This window comes from Amycolatopsis sp. Poz14 (assembly GCF_006704225.1).
Taxonomy (GTDB): Bacteria; Actinomycetota; Actinomycetes; order Mycobacteriales; family Pseudonocardiaceae; genus Amycolatopsis; species Amycolatopsis nivea.
This window is the reverse complement of the sequence record NZ_JACLHD010000001.1, coordinates 2,113,576-2,133,774: the sequence shown is the minus strand read 5'-3', so window position 1 is coordinate 2,133,774 and position 20,199 is coordinate 2,113,576. Positions and strand designations below refer to the sequence as shown.

Sequence of the window (20,199 nt, the reverse complement as noted above, 5' to 3'; positions counted from 1 at the left end):
GTGACCGACCCCCGCGTACGGCGGATCCGGCCGGAAGACGTCGACGCCGTCGTGGAGCTCGTCTACGCACTGGCCGAGTACGAACGCGCCCCGCAGGAATGCCATCTCACCGCCGAGCAGTTGCACGGCGCGCTGTTCGGCGAGGCCCCGGCGCTGTTCGGCCACGTGGCCGAAGTGGACGGCGAGATCGCCGGATTCACCTTGTGGTTCTTGAACTTCTCGACCTGGCGCGGCACGCACGGGATCTACCTGGAAGACCTGTATGTGCGCGAAGAACAACGCGGTTCGGGCCTCGGCAAGGTGCTGCTGGCGACGCTGGCCGCGGAATGCGTGGACAAGGGCTACCACCGGCTGGAGTGGTCGGTGCTGAACTGGAACCCGGCGGTCGGGTTCTACCGGGCGCTGGGTGCGCTGCCGCAGGACGAATGGTCGGTGTACCGGCTGACTGACGAACCGTTGCAGGTGCTGGCCAAAGAGGCGTGAGACTCGTGCGCGCCCAGGCCGGTGAGAACCGGCTTAGGCGCGCACGAGCTTTTACGGCGTGGGCAACGGCAGCCCCGGCAGGCTCTGATCCTGCGGCACCACCCCGTCGACCAGGTAGTCGTCGACCACCTTGTCCACCGCCTTGTTCCCGCCAATTCCGTAGATCCCGTGGTCGCCTTCCCCGGTGACGGTCAGCATTCGCGAGTTCTGGAACGCGGCGTGCGCCTTCCGGGCACCTTCGATCGGCGTGGCCGGGTCGTGCTCGGACTGCACGATCACCACCGGCGGCACGCCTTTCCCGTTCAGCACCGGCATCGGCCGCGGCTGCCCGGGCCAGAAGGCACAGACCTGGAGCCCCATCCACAACGAACTGTGCACAGTCACGCCCTGGTCGAGGTACTCCTGCGACCGGCGGATCAGCGACTGCCGGTTGCCCTTCCACGGCCCGTCGTTGCACAGCGTCGTGATCAACGTCGACACCATCGCGTCGTCCGCACCGGTCTGAACCGCACCGCCCATCGGACTCGTGTTCTTCGCCTCCGACAACGTCTTCCCGAGCGCCGCGCGAGCGTCGTCCTTGACCTGCGCCGAAGACCGCGCGTCGGTCAGTGTTTTGACCCGGACCAGCACGGTCGCGATCGTCGGGAACTGGCTCTTGGCCTTGAGCGCGCCGACGATGAAGGAGTCCAGCGCGACCGCGCCGAGCTTCGTGCCGTTCACCTCGACCGGCTCGCGGGTCAGCGCGTACCGGACGCTTTCATAGGTTTGCCGGGCCGCCTCGCCGGTCGTGCCGAAGTGGTACTTGGCGTCGTAGCGGGCCAGCCACGGCAGGAAGTCCTGCCGCCAGCGGCGTTCGTAACCGGCCGGCTGGAAGTCGAACGACTGCTGCCAGGAGCCGGTGAACTGGGTCGAGGAATCGAGCACGAACCGGCCGGTGTGCTGCGGGAACTGCTGGGCGTAGTGCGCGCCGAGCCAGGTGCCCGCCGAGTACCCGATCCAGTTGATCCGGTCGCGGCCGAGCAGGGTGCGCAGCAGGTCGAGGTCCCGGACGTTCTGGAAGGTGCTGATCAGCGACCCCAGCTCGCCCGAGGCCCGATGGCAGGCGGTCGCGACATACCGGACCGCGTCGACGATCTGGTTCAGATTGCGCGGATCGCGATCGCGCGGGTCGAGATCGGCTCCGGTGTCGGCCGCGCCGCCGCAGGTGACGTTGGTGCTGCGGCCGGTGCCGCGGGTGTCGATGCCGATGATCTCCTGGTGCTCGCGCAGTTTGCCCTGGCCGCGCAGCATCGCCGGGAACCAGCGGCCGGCGCCGCCGGGACCGCCCGGGTTGGTGAGCACCGACGCCGTCGTGGCCCCGGTGGATTTGAGCCTGCTGATCGCGATGGTCAGGTACTGCCCGTCGGCCGGACGGTCCCAGTCCCGGGGCGTGCGGTAGGCGGAGCATTCGAGGCCCGAGATGTCGGTGCCCGGTGGCAGGTCGGCCAGCTCGCCCGGCGCGCAGGCGTGCCAGTCCAGCGCCTGCCCGGCGTAGCGGGCCGGGATCGCGGCGGCGTCCGCGGCCGCGGGCAATGCCCCGGCAAGCAGCCCGCCCGCCACCGCGGTGCTGGTCACGACGAGACGCAGTCTCCTCATGGGTTCCCCTCTTCGGAATTCGGATGAATTCGGTTGCGCAGTCCCGATTCCATCGGCTGAGGGGTGCCGCTACCAGTGCCGCCGCGTCACCTGTCCGCCATGACGTGACGTCACTGTCGTTCAGTCCTGTTCGTGCCGCTCCCGCTCGGCCCGCCGCCCCGCGAGACCGCCGCGCTCGGCGGCTTCTTCCTCGGTCTCGTCGTCGTGCATTCCGAGCGCCCACGCCCGCGACGGGCGGCGGAACAGCAGCACCAGCGCCGCCAGCCCGCACAGGCCGATCGGGACGCCCCACAGCGGCTGCCCGGACGGTCCGAGCAGGTACCAGCCGACCCCGATCAGCAGCAGCGCCACGACGACGCCGGGCGAACGCGCCCACGTCTGGCCCAGCAGCAGTCCGACCGAGGCGGCGAGGAAGACCACCGCCAGCACCGCGTACGTGCCGAACTCGGCCCACACGTTGTTGCCCGGGATCGGCGGGTTCTGCAGCCCGTGCACCAGCAGCACCACGCCGAAGACCAGCAGGCCGATCCCGGGCACTCCGGTCAGGACGCCCGCGAGGCGGACCTCGAACGGGGTGGGCGGCGGGTTCTCGGGATGCGACACGGGCGCGGCCCTTTCAGCTGCTGGGGCGGGACTTTGCGGGAAGCTTCGCCGGGCACAGCCACCCGACCAGCGCGGGTCACCGTGCGTGAGCACTACTGATCGTATGCCACCCGGTCGGCCGTTTTCCGGGGCGGCGGCCGCGGAGAAAATCGGGGTAGTCGTCGATGAGCGGGCGGTCGGCCCGGGTGCACTTGTCACGACGCGCGGAGTTTTCGCCGTCTGCAGAGGAGGACCGCCCGCCACAGGGTCGCCACAGGTCACCGAGCCGGGACGGCGCGCGCGAGCGGCTGAGCTTCGCGTCACCATGTGGCGCTGGAGGTACGTCCGCCGGGCGGAAAGCACTTACCCTGCGGTAGTGCGCGCCATCCTCGTCGTGAACCCCCAGGCCACCTCGACCACCGCGGGTGGCCGGGACGTGCTGGCGCACGCGCTGGCCAGCCAGGTGAAGCTCGACGTCGTCGAAACCGACTACCGCGGGCACGCGCTCGCGGTGGCCCGTTCGGCGGCCCGCGACGGTTTCGACCTGGTCGTGGCCCACGGCGGCGACGGCACGGTCAATGAGGTCGTCAACGGTCTCCTCGCCGATACCGCGGGCGCTCCCGGACGCTCCGGGTCCGTCCCGATGCTCGGCGTCGTGCCGGGCGGCTCGGCCAACGTGTTCGCCCGCGCGGTCGGCCTTCCCGCCGATCCGGTCGAGGCGACCCACCAGTTGCTCAACGCACTGGAGACCGAACGGACCCGGCGGATCGGCCTCGGACTGGCCGACGGGCACTGGTTCACCTTCAACGCGGGCCTCGGCTGGGACGCCGACGTCGTCGGCCGCGTCGCGAAACGGCGCGGCAAGCAAACCAGCGCGAGCCTCTATCTGCGGGCCGCGGTGCGCTCCTACTTCCGCCCGCCGCTCGGGCGGCCGGCGCTCACCGTCCGGATCCCCGGTGAGGAACCGGCCGCGGCGGTGACCGCGTTCGTGTCCAACACCGATCCGTGGACTTACCTCGGGGAACGTCCGGTCCACCTCAACTCCGGCTGCTCGTTCGAGACCGGATTGGGCCTGTTCGCGTTGAACGGTCTGCGATTGCCCACCGTGTTCACGCATGTACGGCAAGCTCTGCTCACGGAGAGCGATCAGCACGGCCGCCGTCTGCTCCGTCGCGACGATGTGCCTCTGATCCGCATCGACGCAGCTGAACCGGTCAACTTCCAGGTCGACGGGGACCTCGTCGGACAACGCACCCGGGTCGAGTTTCAGAGCGTTCCGGATGCACTCACCGTAGTCGGGTAGCCGAGCGACCACTGATCGCCCGCGGCAAAGTGCGTTCTGCCGCTCGGCGACGCAAACCCTCCGTTCACCGCACCGGCCTTCCGGCGAGCGGAGCTTTTCAGAACGAAACCGCAGGTCAGAGGCATAGCTCGGCCGGGTGAGCTGACTCACCGATCTTGTCGAAACCCTTGTCGAACGCGGTGCTTCGTGAAAGCATTCACAAGCACCCAAAAACACGACCGCCACTACTGTGGCGCGGCCCTCCCGCGTCACTGTGAAGGAGCTCACGAACATGGACTGGCGCCACGACGCGGCCTGCCGAGACGAGGACCCCGAGCTGTTCTTCCCGGTGGGAACCAGCGGTCCGGCTCTGTTGCAGGTCTCCGAGGCGAAGGCCGTGTGCCACCGCTGCCCCGCGGCTTCCGACTGCCTGGCCTGGGCTCTGGCCAGCGGCCAGGACGCAGGCGTCTGGGGCGGAATGAGCGAAGACGAGCGACGCGCGCTCAAGCGCCGCCGTACGCACATCGGCACGCGTACCACCGCCTGAGTCTTTTCGACTCAGCTGCAGCACCCAGAATCGCAAGCACCACCTCGGACCGGACTTTCGCCCGGCGGGCATTCGCGTGCCCGTGCCGCACATGGCGACATATACCCGGTTCGAGCGTAACAACCGAGGTCGGCCACCCCGCATCCGGGTGCCGCCTCGCCAAGGACTATCCAAGTCCTCCCGCGGAACGTTGAACGGGCCGGTACCGCCGAGCTTCACTGGTACCGGCCCTTCACCGCGTCTGGGGTCCGATGTGGACACTCAGGCTTCGCGTGCCCAGCGCACGTAACGCATCTTCGGCGTGAACCCGGCGCGCTCGAAAACTCCGGGAGCCCCGGCCGCGCTCGCCGTGTCCACGGTGAGGCTGGCTTGGTCGTACCCGTGCTCCGCGGCGGCCCGCAACGCGTGCGCGATGCCCGCGCTCGCCAGTCCTCGGTTCCGGTAGCCGGGAATGGTGCCGATCACCATGAAGTGCGCGTCGCGAATTCCGGTCGCTTCGGTGTCGGCTGCCCAGGACAGAGTCAGCACGAGACTCACCGGAGCGCCGGTTGCCTTGTCCCGCAGCAGAAAACTGATCTCGGGCTGGAGAGTGTGGTTGGTGAACTTGTTCTGCCACGCGTCCGTGTTCACCGGGGTCACGCCCCAGTGGTCCGCAAAGGACTCGTTGCGGACGAGCCGGAACTCCTCGTCGAGGTCCCGGGTCCACTGTTCCGCTTGGAATCCGTCCGGGAGCGGCGCTTCGCCGACCGTCCCGAGTGGATGTTCCATGCGCTGGAACCAGCGAGCGGGCGAAAAACCTTGCGCGGCAAAGAGTTCTTTCGTTCCGGCGATGTGCTCGGCCTTGTGGATGTCGACGGCGAGCTTCAGCGTCGGATGGTGCAGCTCGTGCACCGCCTTCGCCCCGGCGATCCCGGCTTCCACCAGCCGGGTGCCGATCCCCTGGCGGCGATAGTCCGGATGGACCCCGCCGTCGAGGAAGACCCGGTGGATTTCCTCGGGATGCTGCTTGTACCGGGTCTTCACGTAGCCGACCATCCGGTCGCCGTCGAACGCGGCGAGGCTCGCGCGTTCGAGATCGGAAAACGGGTCGATCAGCTCCTGGAGCGTGTCGGCGGCGGTGTAGTTCTCGCCGATCCGGTCGGCCGTTTCGATGGCGTTGAGCAGATCGGCCGAGGACTGGGCGTCCGCTTTCGTGAGCGGACGCCACTCGAGGGCAGGCATGCGCCGGACAGTAATCCGGCGCCTGCGGGCTGTCGCCGGATTTTCTAGAGCCGCCGCGACAACGGAATCCGCAGCGCCGCTTCGGTGCCCGGCACCCGGTTGCCCGCCTCGTCGGTGCGGACCTGGCGCAGCGAAAGCGACCCGCGCAGCTCCGATTCCACCAGCGTCCGCACGATCTGCAGCCCGAGCCCGTCGCTGCGCTCCAGCGAGAACCCGGACGGCAGGCCGCGGCCGTTGTCGCGGATCAGGATGTCCAGCCAGCGCGCCGACCGCTCCACGATCAGCTCGACCTTGCCTGGCCTGCCCTGCGGGAACGCGTGCTCGATCGCGTTCTGCACGAGTTCGGCGAGCACCATCACCAGCGGCGTCGCGATCTCGGCCACGACCACGCCGAACGAGCCCTTGCGGGTCATCCCGACCTTCGATTCCGCGGTGGCGACCTCGCCGACCATCGGGAGCACGTTGTCGAGCAGTTTGTCCAGGTCCACGCGTTCGTCGACGGAGATCGACAGCGCCTCGTGCACCATCGCGATCGACGACACCCGCCGCACCGATTCGCCCAGCGCCAGCCGGGCCTCCTCGCTCGTGGTGCGCCGCGACTGCAGCCGCAGCAGCGCGGCGACGGTCTGCAGGTTGTTCTTCACCCGGTGGTGGATCTCGCGGATCGTGGCGTCCTTCGACATCAGCGCGCGGTCGCGGCGCTTGACCTCGGTGACGTCGCGGACCAGCACCAACGCGCCCGCGGGCTGTCCGGCCGGGCGCAGCGGCAGCGCACGGAACAGCACGACCGCGCCGCGCTTCGAGTCGGCCTCGGTGCGGGTGGACGGCTTGCCGTCGAGGGCCTCGATGATCCGGTGCGACACCTCGGTGGCGTCGAACGGGTCGCGGATCAGCGACCGGGTGAGCGGGGCCAGCCGCTGCCCGACGAGGTCGGATTCGTGGCCCATCCGGTGGTAGGCGGACAGGCCGTTGGGGCTGGCGAACACGACCGTGCCGGCCTGGTCGAGCCGGACGAGACCGTCGCCGACGCGCGGGCTGGTGTGCGTGTCGGTCTGGTTGCCGCCGGCGGGCGGGAAGGTGCCGTCCACGATCATCTGGCACAGGTCGCCAGCGCTGCCGAGGTACGCGATCTCCAGCGGGCTCGGCACGCGCGGCGCGGCGAGGTTGGTCTCGCGGCTCAGCACGGCGATCACCTCGCCGCCGAAGCTCACCGGCACCGCCTCGCGGCGCATCGGCAGGTCGCGGTACCAATGCGGGTCTTCCTCGCGGCAGATCTTGACCTCGCGCATGGCCTTGGCCAGCTGCGGGTGCTCGTCCACGGTGAACCGGGTGCCGACGACGTCCTCGGGATGCGCGGTGGGCGCGGTGGTCGGCCGGGCGTGCGCGACGCACACGAAATCGCCGCCGTCGGGCTGGTGCTCGGCGGAAACCGGGACCCAGAGCAGGAAGTCGGCGAACGAAAGGTCGGCGAGCAGCTGCCACTCCGCGACGACGGTCTGCAGGTGGTCGGCCGCTTCGCCGGGGAGGCCGGTGTTCTCGGCGAGCAGGTCGGAAAGGGTCGACACGGCTACCGGCCGCCCTCGAATGCGGTGTGTTCGTTCATGCCTGCGCACCTCCTGAGTTCATCCAACCAGAGCGTAGGCGCGGGTGCCGCCGAGGAGCTCAGCGGCCGCATGACACACTGGAACGGTTGACCCGTTCCGGCCGGTGTGTCGAACCCCGCCCCGGGACATGCAGCGGACACCCGAGGAGAGAACATGTCGAAGCGCGCCCGCAAGCGTCGCGACCGCAAGAAGAACGGCGCCAACCACGGCAAGAAGCCCAACGCCTGAGTCCGCGCCCGGACGTGACACGGCCCCCGCACCGGATCGGTACGGGGGCCGTTGTCGTGTGGTCAGTCGCGGCTGGTGCGCTGCTCCACGGTGATCTCGGTGCGCTCCACGGTGACGCCGCCCTGCGTGGCGACGGTCTGCCGGATGGAGGCGCGCAACCTGCTCTTCAGCTCCGCCGGGGCGAGGTCGCCGCCGCATTTGCGGGCCAGCAGGTGCTTGATCTGCTCGTCGATGCCGTACTCCTCGAGGCACGGCGGGCAGTCCTCGATGTGCCTGCGCAGTTCCGCGTCCCGCTCCGGACTGCACTCGCGGTCCAGCAGCAGGTAGATCTCCGCGAGCGCGTCCTCGCAGGGCATCTTCTCCGCGGGCACGTCTTCCGAGCTCATCGTTTCGCCACCTCCTCGCGGTTGCCCCGGATGAAGCCGCGCTCGCGCGCGACGTCGGCCAGCAGGTCGCGCAGCTGGGCGCGGCCGCGGTGCAGCCTGGACATCACGGTGCCGATCGGAGTGTCCATGATCTCGGCGATCTCCTTGTACGCGAAGCCCTCGACGTCGGCGAGGTAGACCGCGAGCCGAAACTCCTCGGGCAGCTTCTGCAAGGCGGCCTTGACGTCGGTGTCCGGCAGGTTGTCCATCGCCTCGACCTCGGCCGAGCGAAGGCCGCTCGAGGTGTGGCTTTCCGCACGGGCGATCTGCCAGTCGCTGATCTCGTCCGTCGGCTGCTGCACCGGCTGCCGCTGACGCTTGCGGTAGCCGTTGATGTAGGTGTTGGTGAGGATGCGGTACATCCACGCCTTGAGGTTCGTGCCCGCCTTGAAGGACGCGAACGCCGCGTACGCCTTCAGGTAGGTTTCCTGGACCAGGTCCTCGGCGTCGGACGGGTTGCGGGTCATCCGCATCGCGGCCGCGTATAGCTGGTCGAGCAGGGGCATCGCGTCGCGCTCGAAGCGCTCGGCGAGCTCCAGTTCGTCGGCCGCCGTCTCCGGCGCGGAGTTGGGGGTGCTCGGCAAACCGTTCCCTTCCCGTTCGGCGTCGATGCGCGTCTGCGCATACGGCAGCACCGAGTTTACGCGGGGATTCGGAAAGCCGGTCCCGGGACGGCTCCTTGCGGGGCGGGGGGTGGCGAGCGTGGTGGTCACGCTCTCTTCAACAGAGTGTGCCGACCAGGCATTCCCGAGCTGTTTCGTAGACTCGCCGCCATGGCGGGCAAGGGCACTCCGGCGACGGCGCTGCTGCAGAAGCAGAAGGTGGCGCACACCGTGCACACCTACGACCACGATCCCCGGGCCGAGTCGTTCGGGCTGGAGGCGGTGGAAGCGCTGGGCCTCGAGCCCGGCCGGGTGTTCAAAACGCTGGTCGCGGACGTGGACGGGAAACTGGTCGTCGGCGTGGTGCCGGTCACCGGCCAGCTGGACCTGAAGGCGCTCGCCGCGGCGGCCGGGGGCAAAAAGGCGAAAATGGCCGACCCGGCCGCGGCCCAGCGGGCCACCGGATACGTGCTCGGCGGGATCTCGCCGCTCGGCCACCGGAGCCGCCTGCCCGTGGTCCTGGACGGCTCGGCACTGGACCACCCGACGATGTTCTGCTCCGGCGGCCGGCGCGGTCTCGAGGTGGAACTGGATCCCGCCGAACTGGTCCGGCTGACCGGCGCGGTCGTGGCCGGGATCGCGGCGGGCTAAGCGGCTTCGGGTACTTCGAGGACGAAGAACAGGAAGCAGAGGAAAGCTTCCTTGCCCTGCATTTCCTCGGGGAATTTCTCCTTCGCCCCCTCGGCCGGGTGCGGCTCGCTGACCACTGAGATGCGGAACCCGGCTTTGGCGAAGTCGTCGGTCATCGCGTGCAGCGGACGGTGCCAGTACTCGAGGACGCCCTTTTGCCCGCTGAAGGTGTACTCCTCGGACCATCGTTCGACGGCGAAGTAATTGCCCTCGGGGTGGACGAATTTGTAGAGAACCGGGTGGTTGACGGCCAGGATCAACCGTCCGCCGGGCCGGATGATCCGCCGCAGCTCGGCCAGCGGGGCGGTCCAGTCCTCCAGGTAATGCAGCACCAAGGCCGCGATGACGTCGTCGAACTGCTGGTCGGCGTACGGCAGCGGCTGGCTGATGTCGGCGACCCGGAGGTCCGCGTCCGCGCCGAGTCTTTTCCGGGCGAGCTCGACCATGGTGGCGCTGAAATCGAAGCCGCTCACCTGCGCGCCGCGTTCCCGCAGCGAGGCTGCCAGCGGTCCGGCCCCGCAGCCCGCGTCGAGGATCTTCCGGCCTGCCACGTCACCGGCGAGGTCGAGAATCGCGGGGCGGGTGTAGTAAGCGTTGATGAGACTGTGCTCGGTTTCGATCGCGTAGGCCTCGCCGAACGTGTCGTAGTCGTTGGCAGTCATGGACTCCACCCTGGCACGGCCTCCGGTCACGCGGCTGGCGCTCGCCAATAGCGCTTCAGGACCTCCAGTTGCAGGGTGCACTCGACCGCGGTGACATCCTCGCTGCCGACGAAACCGCCGCTGACGAAGTCGGCCAGCTCGTCTTCGCCGCGGAAGACGCCGTCGCAGACGAAGGTGGACGATGCCGCGGTGAGTGCGAGGAACCGGGTCGCCGGGTGCGCGGCGATCGCGGCGCCGACCCGGGTCGTTACGGCCGGCGGGCACGAGATGCCGAGGACAGCCTCGACCCGGTAGCCGAGCTTGCCTGGTTCGATCTCGACGCGAGGCCGCAGCAGCCCGGAGCCGAACATCGCGGTCGCGACGCGGCGAGCGCGGGACTCGGAGATGTCGAGCACGCGAGCGACATCCGAATACGGCGTCCGCGCGTCGTCGCGCAGGACTGCCGCGACTTCGCGTTCGAGCGCGCCGAGTTCGGTGCCGGATTCCTCCGCCGCCGCCCCGGCGTGCGTTGCGAGCGCCTCCTCTTGCTCGCTCGTCAGCCTGCGCAACCGCCACGCCGCGGAACTGGTGAGCCTGCGCAACACCGACTCCGCGCGCACCGAGCGGATGCCGGGCACGGCGGGGATCTCGTCGACCAGCGCGCGGGCCGTGGCGCCGCGGGTCATCCCGTGGACGACGGCGTAAACCTCACCGCGACCCGAGGCGAGCGCGACATGCGTGGTGTCGTCGCGCCGCGCCAGCGCCTCCGCCACCTCGCGAGCCCGGCCAGGCTCGGCACCAAGCCACACGTGCGCGGGCGGCCCCTCGGCGAGCAGCGACCAGTCGACCTCGCAGATGACGCGCAGCAGGCCGTCGTCCAGCATCCGGCCGTAGCGCCGCCCGACCGTGCGCGCCGAGCTGTCCAGGACACGAGCCAGCACGTCAAAGGGCGCGCGGGGCGCGTGCTGCAGCGCGGCGACCAGATCGAGATCGATGTCGTCCAGCACGCCGTCGTCGGCCACCGGGCGCCTCCTTCAGGTTCGGGCAGGCGCAGCCTACCCAAGCCAGACTATGACCGGATCAGGCGAATATCACTACCGATTGCCGAAATACGGCACTTCATGGAATCCTTGTGCAGGAAAACGGCCTAACGAGCTTGTTTCAGACGGAGAAAGTGACCGCATGACCGACACGATCGCCTTGGGCTCGGTGGCCGCGACGCGCGTCGTCGAGTACGAAGGAACCACCCGGCCGCCCGAAGCGATGTTCCCCGGCCTCGCGCAGGACACGTGGCGAACGCACGAATCCGGGCTTCCGCCGGGCTCCTGGGACCGCGAGTCCGGGCTGCTGCGCACCTGCGTGCAGACGTGGGTGCTGCGCAGCGGGGGCACCACGATCCTGGTCGACACCGGGGCCGGCGACGGCAAGGACCGGCCCGGCACCCCGGCGTTCCACCAGTTGCACACCGGGTTCCTCGACCGGCTGGCCGCGGCGGGCGTCGCGCCCGAAGAGGTCGACTTCGTCGTGAACACGCATCTGCACGCCGACCACGTCGGCTGGAACACCCGGCTCGACAACGGCGAATGGCGTCCGACGTTCCCGAACGCGACCTACTTGCTGCCGCGCGCCGATCACGACTTCTGGGACCCGTCCGGGCCGCACCGGCCGAAACTGGCGCGGGCGAACGAAAACGTCTTCGCCGACAGCGTCGCCCCGGTGGTCCACAGTGGACAGGCGCGGTTATGGGAGGACGGCTACGACATCGACGGCGCCCTCCGGCTCGAACCGGCGCCCGGGCACACGCCTGGGTCGTGCGTGCTGACCGTGCGCTCGGGCACCGAACGGGCACTGTTCGTCGGCGACCTGCTGCACCACCCGCTGCAATTCGCCGAACCCGGCCTCAGCAGTTGCTTCTGCGAGGACCCGGCGCGCGCCGCGGCCACCCGGCACCGGTTGCTCGGCCAGGCCGCCGACGACCGTGCCCTGGTTTTCCCGGCGCACGTCGGTGCCGGACCGGCCGTGGAAATCGTCCGGGACGGTGCGAAGTTCGCGGTCAATCGATGGGGGTCCGACGCATGACCGTGGTTTCCATTGCCGCCGGGCGAGTCCGCGGCACCGTGCGGAACGGGGTGCACACGTTTCGCGCGATTCCTTACGCCGCACCGATGTCCGGTGCCGCGCGGTTCCAGGCACCCGCCCCCGCACCACGTTGGGACGGCGTGCGCGACGCCACCCGTCCGGGCCCGACCGCACCGGCTGCCCGGCGTGATTTCGGCGGGGTCGACCTGACGCCAGTACTGGGTTCCGGCTGGATTCCTGGCGCGGACTACCTGTCGGTCACGGTCCACACCCCCGACCCGGCCAACGCGGGCCTGCCCGTGCTGGTCTTCTTCCACGGCGGCGGGTTCACCGCAGGCACCGGGCAGACCGAGCTCTACGACGGCGACACCTTCGCCCGCGACGGCGTCGTCCTGGTCACGGTGCAGTACCGCCTCGGGGTCGCCGGATGGTTGCGGCTCCCGGACGCCCCAGCCAACCGCGGCCTGCTCGACGCGCTCGCGGCACTGCGCTGGGTCGCCGAGAACATCGCGACGTTCGGCGGCGACCCGGGCAACGTCACGGTGGCCGGACAGTCTGCCGGGGCCATGCTGGTCTCCGCCCTGCTCGTCACCCCCGGGGCTGCGGGCTTGTTCCGCCGGGCGATCAGCCAGAGCGGCAGCGGCGAATGCGCTTTCCCGGTCGAGAAAGCCGACCTGATCACGCGCGCCACAGCCGACGCGCTTGGCGTGGCACCCACCGCAGCCGCGCTGAGCGAGCTTCCCGACGAGCGACTGGTCGCCGCACCCGCCGCGATGCCCGGGGCGGCGATCGCCGAATTCCGCGATACGTCACTGGGCAACAGCCCGTACAAACCAGTCCTGGACGAGGAGACCCTGCCGACCCAACCCGCGTCCGGGAACACGGCCCCGGTCAGCCTCCTGATCGGCACCAACGCCAACGAGGCGAACCTCTACACCGCGAACCTCGACGACACCGGACTCCAGGCCGCGGCGGCCCGCCGGTTCCCAGACCCCGCCGCAGCGATCGCCCGCGCCCGGGCACGGCACCCCGGCGCGTCCCCCGGCGACCTGGCCGCGCGCCTGATGACCGAGGCGTACCAAGCGAGCAACCGACTCCTCGCGGACGCGCACAGCAGGGCCGGAAACCCCACCCACGTCTACGAGTTCGCCTGGCCCCCGCCCAGCCCGGACCACCCGCTGGGTGCGTGCCATTGCGCCGAACTGCCGTTCGTGTTCGACCACGCCGCGCTGCCCAGCCTCTACGGACCATCCGGACTGCTCGGCACAGCACGACCGGATCCCGCGCTGGCTGCGCGCACCCACGCGGCGTGGGTCGCCTACGTCACGAACGGCGCCCCGGGCTGGTCGCCCCACTGCCCGGACGCGCCCGCGATCATGCGCATCGCCGAAGATTGGCACCTCACAACCTGACGTCGCTGCCCACCCTACCCGGCACAAGCGCCCCGGAACCGGTCTCCGCACCAGTTGCCCACAGGCTGGCCGGGTTGTGGACAACTCCACAGAAAGAGCCCTGAACAGCGGAAACGAGCTCTCAAACTATCCACAGCCAGCGTCGTCACAGATGCGGCCGGACAACCCGCCTCAGCCGCTCCTCCGGCAGCCCGCGCCACCGCGTCCAAATCGCTCGCCAGCGTGTGGTCCTCCGCCACCATGACGACCTCGTGATGCGGAGCCGCCGAAGGCCTCCCGAACGGGTCCCGCTCCCCTGGATCACCAGCGCGGGCACCTCGACCGCGTCCAGTTCGGCTTGCCGGAACTTCGGCTTCCCCGGCGGATGCTCCGGAAAAGCCAGGCACAGCACGGCGACCGCCTGCCTGACGGGCGGCTCGGTTTCCGCGCGCCGCACCAGTGCCGGCCAGTCGCGAAGCGAGGTGCTCGATCGCCTCTCGCACCTGTTCACGGAACCGGGCGAGCAGCTCCGCACCAGCTTCGACGAGGTGCGGGAAAGCGCGACCGCCCGGCTGTGCCGTCGATCATGGCCGCGCGACTTGATTCTTCGACGCCGAGCACGTCCTGGCCATCAGCTCGGCCGTGTTCGGAGCCACCCGAATCCAGGCGAAGCGACCTCCGCCATCGTCACCACGCACGCACGACCGGATGGACGCCGCCCACGCGATGACCGTCGCGCCATCGAGCTGCCGCCGGCCGCCGGAGCGGACGGCTTCGCGCTCCGGCGGCCGTGGCCGCTGTCGCGAACCTCGGTATGTTCGGCGCACCCTGCCGGACGTTCGACGCCGACGACCGCGCTGATCTGCTTATCGTCTTCCAGTGCTCCCGCGACCGACATTACCGGCGACCTCGACGGTGAAGCGGTCTGGCGACACAGAACCCGCACAGTTGCCCACCGACCCGCCCAGCTGTGGACAACCCGAAAGATCTCGCTCTGAGCTGGGACAACGTCCGAATTGCAGCCATCCACGGCCAACAGTCTTGCCGGGTGTTCACGAAGGAAATCCGGATTGCCGCGAGTATCGCCAAGGGGCTGTTTTCGCTCTGTTCCCCGGCGATACTGCAGAGCATGGAACTGACGTTTCAGGTGCTGGGACCGGTGCGGGCGGTCGAGGACGGCATCACGCTGCCCACCGAGGGCGAGCGTCCGCTGGTAGTGCTTGCCGGGCTGCTGACTCATCCCGGGCAGGAAGTCGGCGTCGCACAGCTGACGCGCTGGCTCTGGGACGGCGACGGGCCGCGCAACGCCCGCGCGTCCGTCCATACCTACGTCTCCCGCCTGCGCCGCATGCTCAGCACCGCAGATGTGCTGCGGACCGGGCTGGGCGGCTACCGCCTGGACGTTCCCGAGAACGCCGTCGACCTGACCCGGTTTCGTTCGGCTGCCGCTCGCGGCCGGGCAGCTGCCGAGCGCGGTGCGCACGCCGAGGCCGTCGCCGCGTTTGAAACCGCGCTCGCCGAATGGTCCGGCGAGCCACTGTCCAATGTGGAATCCGAAGTACTGCGCCGGGACGTGGTGCCCGCATTGCGCGAAGAAGCGCAAGCAGTGCGGGAAGCCCGCGCGGACGCAATGTTGGCACTGGGCCAGCACCGGCAGCTGATCCCGGTCCTGACTGAATCAGCCGCCGAACACCCCTTGCGCGAACGCGTGCACGAGCAGCTGATGATCGCCTTGTACCGCGCCGGACGCCAGGCGGACGCGCTGGCAGCGTTCGACCGCATCCGCGCTGTCCTCGACGAGGAACTGGGGCTGCGGCCCGGCCCCGGCCTGCGCGAGGTGCGCCAGGCGATCATCACCGCCGACCCGGCGCTCGACCACCGGCCGCATGCCACGCCGTCGCCGGTGCCTCGGCAGCTGCCCGCTGACGTCGCCGGGTTCACCGCGCGTACCAGCGAATTGGCCGAGCTGCACGGGGTGCCGTCCGGCGTGGTGCTGCTCGAAGGCACCGCGGGCGTCGGCAAGTCCGCGCTCGCGGTCCGCTTCGCCCACCAGGTCGCCGCCGATTTCCCGGACGGCCAGCTCTTCCTGGAACTGGCCGGGTTCTCGCCGGGCGGGCCGGCGAGCCCGGACGCGCTGCTGGCCCGGTTGCTCTGGGCGATCGGAGTCTCCGGCGAGGAAGTCCCGGCAGGCCCGGCGGAACGTGCCGCCCTGTGGCGGTCCCGCACCGCCGACCGCCGGTATCTGCTCGTGCTCGACGACGCGTGGGACACCGCGCAGGTACAGCCGTTGCTGCCCGGTGCCGGCTGCCTGACGCTGGTCACCAGCCGACGCCGGCTCGGCGGCCTGATCACCCGGCACGGAGCGCGCCCGATCACCGTCCAGCGCTTCGCCCCGAGCGACGGCGGCGAACTGCTCAGAACCTCGCTCGCGGACATCCAGCCCGAATCCGCGGCGTGGGTGCGCGCGCTCGAACTGTGCGCCGGGCTGCCGCTGGCCATCCGGATCCTCGGCGAGCGGGTCAACCGGCAGGCCGGCCGCTCCCTCGAAGCAGTCGTCGCGGAATTCGACGAAGACGCCGTCCTGCGCGGTTTCGATCTCGACGACGGCGACGACAGCAACCTCGCCGCTCTCTTCGCCTATTCCTACGCTGCGCTCCCTGCACCGGTCGCCCGGCTGTTCCGGCTGCTCGGGCTGCATCCGGTCGGCGGCGTATCGGCGCGCTCGGCCGCCGCGCTCGCCGCGGTGGACGTCCACGAAGCCCGCCGCCTCCTCCACCAGCTCACCGCCGCGCACCTCGCCGAGCAACGCCACCCAGACCGCTGGGATCTGCACGACCTCCTGCGCGACTACGCGGTCAGCCTGACCGCCGAGAAAGACGAAACCGCGACCGCCCGCCTGGTGGACTGGTACGCCGCGTCCGCGGTCAACGCCTTCGACGCGTCCCGGCCCTACACCGAAGCGGAAGGCGCGGACGGCCCGGCGGTCGAACGGTTTTCGAGCGCCGACGCGTCCGCCGACTGGGTGCTGTCCCAGCAAACCAACCTGATCTGGGCCGTCCAGCAGGCGTACGAAACGGGGCTGGACCGCCAGTCCTGGCAGATCGCCCGGACGATGGCGCACGTGTTCCTGATGTGCGGAGAGTGCACCCTGTTCGTCCGAACGCATCGAACCGGCCTCGCCGCAGCCCTGCGCTCGGACGATCGCGTCGGCGAAGCGTGGATGCGCAACGGCCTGGGGCTGGCTCTGCTCGGCATGGGCGAAGCGGACCGAGCCGTCGCGGAATACGAGCAGGCGCTTTCGGCCTGGCGCGCATTGTCCTCAGTGGACGGCGAGATGATGTGCTTGTTCAACCTCGCTTCGGCGTACACCGTGCTGGACCGCAACGAGGAAGCGCTCGATGCCGGCTACCGCGCTCTGGAGTTGGCGCCTCGCTCCGGCAATCCGATCAACGTCGCGGCCGCGAACGGAGTGCTCAGCGACATCCTGCTCATCCTGGACCGGCCGGCGGAAGCGCTGACGCACGCCGAACAAGCGCTGGCGATCTGCGAGGAAGTGGGGGCGGGTTGGGAAACCGGCGAAGCCCGGCACGGACACGGCCGTGCGCTGCTCGGGATGGGCCGGTGCCCCGAGGCCGAACACAGCCTCGGGGCAGCCCTGCGGATCGCCAGGGAACTCGGCTCGACCGCGCTGGAAGGCGGCGTGCTCTGCGACCTGACCCGCGCCTGCTACCTGCTGGGTCAGCACGATCGAGCCCGTGCCTTGCAACGGGAACTCGACGGACTGGTCGCCGCCAACCCGACCATCGCAGTCGACTACCGGCGCCATTTCCGGGAGCTGGCCGACGTGCGGGCCGGGTCGGCGGCGCGGTGATCAGCGCGCTTCCGGCTCCAATTCGCGGTGATTCGCGTCGAACTCGGCTTTCGTCAGCGGCGGAGCCGGCGGCGGGAGATATCGGGATTCCATGTCTCCGTACGACTGCGCGATCTGCGTGATCCCCTTCCGGACATCCTCGATGATCGCGTCGGCGTCGTGGAAGTACTGCCGGGCGGCGGCCTCGTAATCGGCCGAGGTCACGCTGTTGGTGCCCCCGCTGCTCAGCATCTTGTCCGCGACGTTCCCGGCCAACCCCAAAACCGGCTGGGCGACCGCGTTGACGATCTCCGCCGTCGCGGCCGCCGCCGGCAGCGCGGCCAGCCCGAAGCCGCCGCTCGCCACCGCGACGACCGCGGCCGCGACGATCCCCCACGGGAAGGCCTGGTCCTCGGAAACATCCTCTGCTTCCCGCTTCTGCATCGCCGAGACGAACCCGCGCATGAGGTTGACCAGCTTCTTCCGCGCTCCGACGAGCACGCTGCAGTACGCCAGCAGCGCATCGGCCGCCTCCGCGACGATCACCTGCTCGTGCTGCAGGAAATCGTAGATCGACCCGGCGTAGTCAAGGCACTTGTCCTTTGCCGCCCCCGACCAGTTGTCGAAGAGATGGTCCAGCGCGTCGTGCAGGCCCATCTGCCCGCCGCTCGCCTGCCGGGCCGGACTCTGCGGATCGTGCACGTCGCCCGGCTGGTTGGTCAGGTTCACGGTGAGGTTCACCAGCAGATCGCCGAGCAGCCGGTGCGGATCCTCGAATTTGTCCAGCTGGGGCTGTGACAGCACCCGGGCGTGGTAGAAGAAATGGTTGATCGTCGTGTCCGGCATCGGCAGGTTGGCCGGCCGGTTGTCCTGCATGATCTTGGAACGGTCTGGCCACTGCCGCGAATCGTCCAGGACGTGGTTGTTGATTCCGGATTCCGGATGCTGAACCGGCGCTCCCCGTGGCGCGGTGCACAGGTCCGCCCAGTTGGCGACGTCTGCCAGCAGCTTCCGGTCTGCCAGGAATTCCGGTGCCAGGCCGGCGAAGACGCTCGGATCGACGTTGGCCATCGCTCCCCCTCAGCCCTTGCCGATTCCGTGCAGCCGGTCGGTGTGCGCCTGCTCGGTGCTCGAATAGACGCGGTACGCCTCCCACAATGCGTCGTCCAGTCCGCGCAGCGAATCCCGCAGCTGGTCCTGGGACTGCGAGATCAGCTTGTGCACGCCGGTCGCCCGCACCGCGAAGGCCACGTTGAGACCAGCCTGGTCGGCACCGAGCAGGCCGGCCATGTCGAGGTCGCGGAGCGGGCGCACCGCGTCGGCGCCGGCGGCGAAATGCTCGACCGCCGGGTCCAGATGATCAGTCAGCGATTGTTTGAACCCTTCGAGGTCCACCGAATACCCGTCCGGCACGACCTGCCCCCTTCGTCCGTCGGCCGCCCCCGCGTGCGGCCGTACGGACAGCGAAAACCACACCGCTTTCGGAACGCTGACAGATCGCTGTCTGAAGGAGCGCCGCCGTCACGAATGCGGCCGGACGATCCTTACCAGCCACTCCGCCGCCGCGCGGGCGAGCGCGTCCAGGTCGCTCGACAGGGCGTGGTCTCCCGCCACTACGACGATCTCGTGGTGCGGCGCGGGTTCCGGACGGCCGAACGGATCGCGCTCCCCCTGTATCACCAGCGCGGGCACCTCGACCGCGTCCAGTTCCGCTTGCCGCGACTTCTCCGGCTTCCCCGGCGGATGCTCCGGGAACGCCAAGCACAGCACCGCGACCGCCTGCCCGGCCGAAGCCGTCCGGCAGGCCACTCGCGCACCCGACGAGCGGCCGCCGAAGATCAGCGGCAAATCGTCGAAACGGGCGGACACCTCGTCCGCCACCGTGAGCCACGCCGTGTCCAGTTGCTTCGCCGGAGCGGGCGCGCGCCGCCCTGCCACGCGGTACGGCTGTTCCACCAGCGCCACGTGCACTCCGACCTTGGTGGCCGCGCGAGCTACCGCGACGAGGTCCTTCGCCCCGATGCCGCCGCCCGCGCCGTGGCCGAGCAGGAGCACCGCGTCGCCGTCGGGCGCGCAATGCAGCTCGGCTCGCGCGACCCCGTGCTCGGTGTCGATCTCGAGCGTGGTCATGACAGGTCGAACAGCGAGTCGACGGACTGTTCGGTTTCCGTGCGCCGCAAGAGTTCCGGGCCGTTGTTGCGGACGTTGTTCACCAGGCTCGACACCGGCCGCAGCTCCAGCGATTCGACGACCGAGGGCGGCGTCGGCACCATCAGTTCGTCCACTTCGGACCGGTCCGGGTCGAGCCAGCCCGCCCAGTTCTCGTGCGGCACGATCAGCGGCATCCGGTGGTGGACGTCGGTGAGCTGGCCCGCGGCGTCGGTCGTCAGGATCGAGAAGGTGATCAGCGGTTCGGCGTCCGCGTCGTCCTTGGGCCGCCAGCTTTCCCAGATTCCGCCGAAGGCGAGCGATTTCCCGGAGGGATCCGTCATGTAGAACGGCTCCTTCTCCTTGCCCGTGCGCCGCCACTCGAACCAGCCGTCGGCGGGAACCAGGCAGCGCCGCGACGCCAGCGCGCGCTTGAACGCGGGCTTCTCCTTCGCGGTTTCCGCACGCGTGTTGATCATCCGCGAACCCGCCGAAGGATCCTTGGCCCAGAACGGAACCAGGCCCCACCGCATGATCCGCAGCGAGCGCTCCGCCGGTTCGTCCTCGAGAACGAGCCCCTCGGCGTCGCGGGGGTGCCGCTGCACCACGGTCACGACGTTCTTGGTCGGCGCGACGTTGTGGTCCACTCGCGCCCGGCCCTCGGTCAGGTCGACCGCGGCGAACTCCTCGACCAGCTTCGCCGGGTCTTTCGTCGCGGCGTAACGGCCGCACATGCCAACCTCCTCGGGGTGCCTCGAACGCCATCGTCGCACGCAAACCGGGCCCGGCGC

At 69.8% G+C, this 20,199-nt stretch carries 20 protein-coding genes and 1 pseudogene; 8 read left to right on the top strand and 13 right to left on the bottom strand.

Going from position 1 to position 20,199, the window contains the following annotated elements; all coding sequences use genetic code 11:
- Nucleotides 1–483, top strand: a complete 483-nt coding sequence (locus FKO37_RS10480; protein ID WP_037816515.1) for a GNAT family N-acetyltransferase — start codon at nt 1–3, stop codon at nt 481–483.
- Nucleotides 484–534: 51 nt separating this feature from the next.
- Here the strand turns inward: FKO37_RS10480 and FKO37_RS10475 are convergent, their stop codons facing one another.
- Nucleotides 535–2,118, bottom strand: a complete 1,584-nt coding sequence (locus tag FKO37_RS10475; RefSeq protein ID WP_238604343.1) for an alpha/beta hydrolase — start codon at nt 2,116–2,118, stop codon at nt 535–537.
- A 120-nt stretch (nt 2,119–2,238) separates the two neighbouring features.
- Nucleotides 2,239–2,721, bottom strand: coding sequence for a hypothetical protein (locus FKO37_RS10470; RefSeq protein WP_037816520.1), 483 nt, complete (start codon nt 2,719–2,721; stop codon nt 2,239–2,241).
- A gap of 355 nt (nt 2,722–3,076) precedes the next feature.
- On the opposite strand from FKO37_RS10470, the gene FKO37_RS10465 reads away from it, so the two are divergent.
- Both FKO37_RS10465 and FKO37_RS10460 read left to right on the top strand, forming a co-directional pair.
- A complete protein-coding gene (locus FKO37_RS10465) occupies nt 3,077–4,003 on the top strand; it encodes a diacylglycerol kinase family protein (protein WP_238604342.1) in 927 nt (308 codons plus the stop codon).
- Nucleotides 4,004–4,274: 271 nt separating this feature from the next.
- Nucleotides 4,275–4,529, top strand: coding sequence for a WhiB family transcriptional regulator (locus tag FKO37_RS10460; RefSeq protein ID WP_009082948.1), 255 nt, complete (start codon nt 4,275–4,277; stop codon nt 4,527–4,529).
- 261 nt (nt 4,530–4,790) lie between these two features.
- Here FKO37_RS10460 and FKO37_RS10455 read toward each other — a convergent pair whose 3' ends face one another.
- Together FKO37_RS10455 and FKO37_RS10450 are read right to left on the bottom strand one after the other, a co-directional pair.
- Nucleotides 4,791–5,750: a GNAT family N-acetyltransferase gene (locus FKO37_RS10455; protein ID WP_238604341.1), complete on the bottom strand. Its 960-nt coding sequence runs from the start codon at nt 5,748–5,750 to the stop codon at nt 4,791–4,793.
- 44 nt (nt 5,751–5,794) lie between these two features.
- Nucleotides 5,795–7,315, bottom strand: coding sequence for a sensor histidine kinase (locus FKO37_RS10450; protein ID WP_009082952.1), 1,521 nt, complete (start codon nt 7,313–7,315; stop codon nt 5,795–5,797).
- 192 nt (nt 7,316–7,507) lie between these two features.
- Here FKO37_RS10450 and FKO37_RS47720 point away from each other — a divergent pair, with 192 nt between their 5' ends.
- On the top strand, nt 7,508–7,582 hold the full coding sequence (locus tag FKO37_RS47720; protein WP_098515123.1) for a 50S ribosomal protein bL37: 75 nt from the start codon (nt 7,508–7,510) through the stop codon (nt 7,580–7,582).
- A gap of 62 nt (nt 7,583–7,644) precedes the next feature.
- On the opposite strand, the gene rsrA is transcribed toward FKO37_RS47720, so the two are convergent.
- Nucleotides 7,645–7,968, bottom strand: coding sequence for a mycothiol system anti-sigma-R factor (gene rsrA / locus FKO37_RS10445; protein WP_037816528.1), 324 nt, complete (start codon nt 7,966–7,968; stop codon nt 7,645–7,647).
- A complete protein-coding gene (locus FKO37_RS10440; protein ID WP_037355674.1) occupies nt 7,965–8,591 on the bottom strand; it encodes a sigma-70 family RNA polymerase sigma factor in 627 nt (208 codons plus the stop codon). Before FKO37_RS10440 ends, rsrA begins: the two co-directional genes overlap by 4 nt.
- Nucleotides 8,592–8,780: 189 nt before the next feature.
- Between FKO37_RS10440 and ybaK the strand changes: the two genes are divergently transcribed.
- Nucleotides 8,781–9,260: a Cys-tRNA(Pro) deacylase gene (ybaK, locus tag FKO37_RS10435; RefSeq protein ID WP_037816530.1), complete on the top strand. Its 480-nt coding sequence runs from the start codon at nt 8,781–8,783 to the stop codon at nt 9,258–9,260.
- Here the strand turns inward: ybaK and FKO37_RS10430 are convergent.
- Both FKO37_RS10430 and FKO37_RS10425 read right to left on the bottom strand, forming a co-directional pair.
- Nucleotides 9,257–9,961: a class I SAM-dependent methyltransferase gene (locus FKO37_RS10430; RefSeq protein ID WP_238604340.1), complete on the bottom strand. Its 705-nt coding sequence runs from the start codon at nt 9,959–9,961 to the stop codon at nt 9,257–9,259. The genes ybaK and FKO37_RS10430 overlap by 4 nt on opposite strands.
- Nucleotides 9,962–9,987: 26 nt before the next feature.
- Nucleotides 9,988–10,962 (bottom strand): Lrp/AsnC family transcriptional regulator, encoded by a 975-nt coding sequence (locus FKO37_RS10425; RefSeq protein ID WP_134666938.1) that lies wholly within the window; start codon nt 10,960–10,962, stop codon nt 9,988–9,990.
- A 160-nt stretch (nt 10,963–11,122) separates the two neighbouring features.
- Between FKO37_RS10425 and FKO37_RS10420 the strand changes: the two genes are divergently transcribed.
- Complete coding sequence (locus FKO37_RS10420) at nt 11,123–12,019, top strand: MBL fold metallo-hydrolase (protein ID WP_037816543.1); 897 nt, start codon at nt 11,123–11,125, stop codon at nt 12,017–12,019.
- Complete coding sequence (locus FKO37_RS10415; RefSeq protein WP_238604339.1) at nt 12,016–13,431, top strand: carboxylesterase/lipase family protein; 1,416 nt, start codon at nt 12,016–12,018, stop codon at nt 13,429–13,431. Before FKO37_RS10420 ends, FKO37_RS10415 begins: the two co-directional genes overlap by 4 nt.
- Before the next feature lie 145 nt (nt 13,432–13,576).
- On the opposite strand, the pseudogene FKO37_RS10410 reads toward FKO37_RS10415, so the two are convergent.
- Nucleotides 13,577–13,834 (bottom strand): annotated as a pseudogene (locus FKO37_RS10410) (alpha/beta family hydrolase); the annotation flags it as partial.
- A 705-nt stretch (nt 13,835–14,539) separates the two neighbouring features.
- On the opposite strand from FKO37_RS10410, the gene FKO37_RS10405 reads away from it, so the two are divergent.
- Nucleotides 14,540–17,281: a BTAD domain-containing putative transcriptional regulator gene (locus FKO37_RS10405; RefSeq protein ID WP_238604338.1), complete on the top strand. Its 2,742-nt coding sequence runs from the start codon at nt 14,540–14,542 to the stop codon at nt 17,279–17,281.
- Here FKO37_RS10405 and FKO37_RS10400 read toward each other — a convergent pair whose 3' ends face one another.
- The 4 genes from FKO37_RS10400 to FKO37_RS10385 form a co-directional block, all read right to left on the bottom strand.
- On the bottom strand, nt 17,282–18,331 hold the full coding sequence (locus FKO37_RS10400; RefSeq protein ID WP_037816548.1) for a hypothetical protein: 1,050 nt from the start codon (nt 18,329–18,331) through the stop codon (nt 17,282–17,284).
- 9 nt (nt 18,332–18,340) lie between these two features.
- A complete protein-coding gene (locus FKO37_RS10395; protein ID WP_037816550.1) occupies nt 18,341–18,673 on the bottom strand; it encodes a hypothetical protein in 333 nt (110 codons plus the stop codon).
- Nucleotides 18,674–18,781: 108 nt separating this feature from the next.
- A complete protein-coding gene (locus tag FKO37_RS10390) occupies nt 18,782–19,390 on the bottom strand; it encodes an alpha/beta family hydrolase (RefSeq protein ID WP_134728090.1) in 609 nt (202 codons plus the stop codon).
- Entirely contained in the window at nt 19,387–20,142 is a 756-nt protein-coding gene (locus tag FKO37_RS10385; RefSeq protein ID WP_037816555.1) for an SOS response-associated peptidase, read from the bottom strand. The genes FKO37_RS10390 and FKO37_RS10385 overlap by 4 nt, the downstream gene beginning before the upstream one ends.
- Between the last annotated feature and the right edge of the window lie 57 nt (nt 20,143–20,199).

Excerpts from the sequence above, each read along its gene's own strand:
- FKO37_RS10475 (WP_238604343.1), bottom strand. The coding sequence starts at position 2,118 with ATGAGGAGACTGCGTCTCGTCGTGACCAGCACCGCGGTGGCGGGCGGG.
- FKO37_RS10460 (WP_009082948.1), top strand. The coding sequence starts at position 4,275 with ATGGACTGGCGCCACGACGCGGCCTGCCGAGACGAGGACCCCGAGCTG.
- FKO37_RS10390 (WP_134728090.1), bottom strand. The coding sequence starts at position 19,390 with ATGACCACGCTCGAGATCGACACCGAGCACGGGGTCGCGCGAGCCGAG.
- FKO37_RS10430 (WP_238604340.1), bottom strand. The coding sequence starts at position 9,961 with ATGACTGCCAACGACTACGACACGTTCGGCGAGGCCTACGCGATCGAA.
- FKO37_RS10415 (WP_238604339.1), top strand. The coding sequence starts at position 12,016 with ATGACCGTGGTTTCCATTGCCGCCGGGCGAGTCCGCGGCACCGTGCGG.
- ybaK (WP_037816530.1), top strand. The coding sequence starts at position 8,781 with ATGGCGGGCAAGGGCACTCCGGCGACGGCGCTGCTGCAGAAGCAGAAG.
- FKO37_RS10420 (WP_037816543.1), top strand. The coding sequence starts at position 11,123 with ATGACCGACACGATCGCCTTGGGCTCGGTGGCCGCGACGCGCGTCGTC.
- FKO37_RS10400 (WP_037816548.1), bottom strand. The coding sequence starts at position 18,331 with ATGGCCAACGTCGATCCGAGCGTCTTCGCCGGCCTGGCACCGGAATTC.
- FKO37_RS10385 (WP_037816555.1), bottom strand. The coding sequence starts at position 20,142 with ATGTGCGGCCGTTACGCCGCGACGAAAGACCCGGCGAAGCTGGTCGAG.
- FKO37_RS10455 (WP_238604341.1), bottom strand. The coding sequence starts at position 5,750 with ATGCCTGCCCTCGAGTGGCGTCCGCTCACGAAAGCGGACGCCCAGTCC.
- rsrA (WP_037816528.1), bottom strand. The coding sequence starts at position 7,968 with ATGAGCTCGGAAGACGTGCCCGCGGAGAAGATGCCCTGCGAGGACGCG.
- FKO37_RS10405 (WP_238604338.1), top strand. The coding sequence starts at position 14,540 with ATGGAACTGACGTTTCAGGTGCTGGGACCGGTGCGGGCGGTCGAGGAC.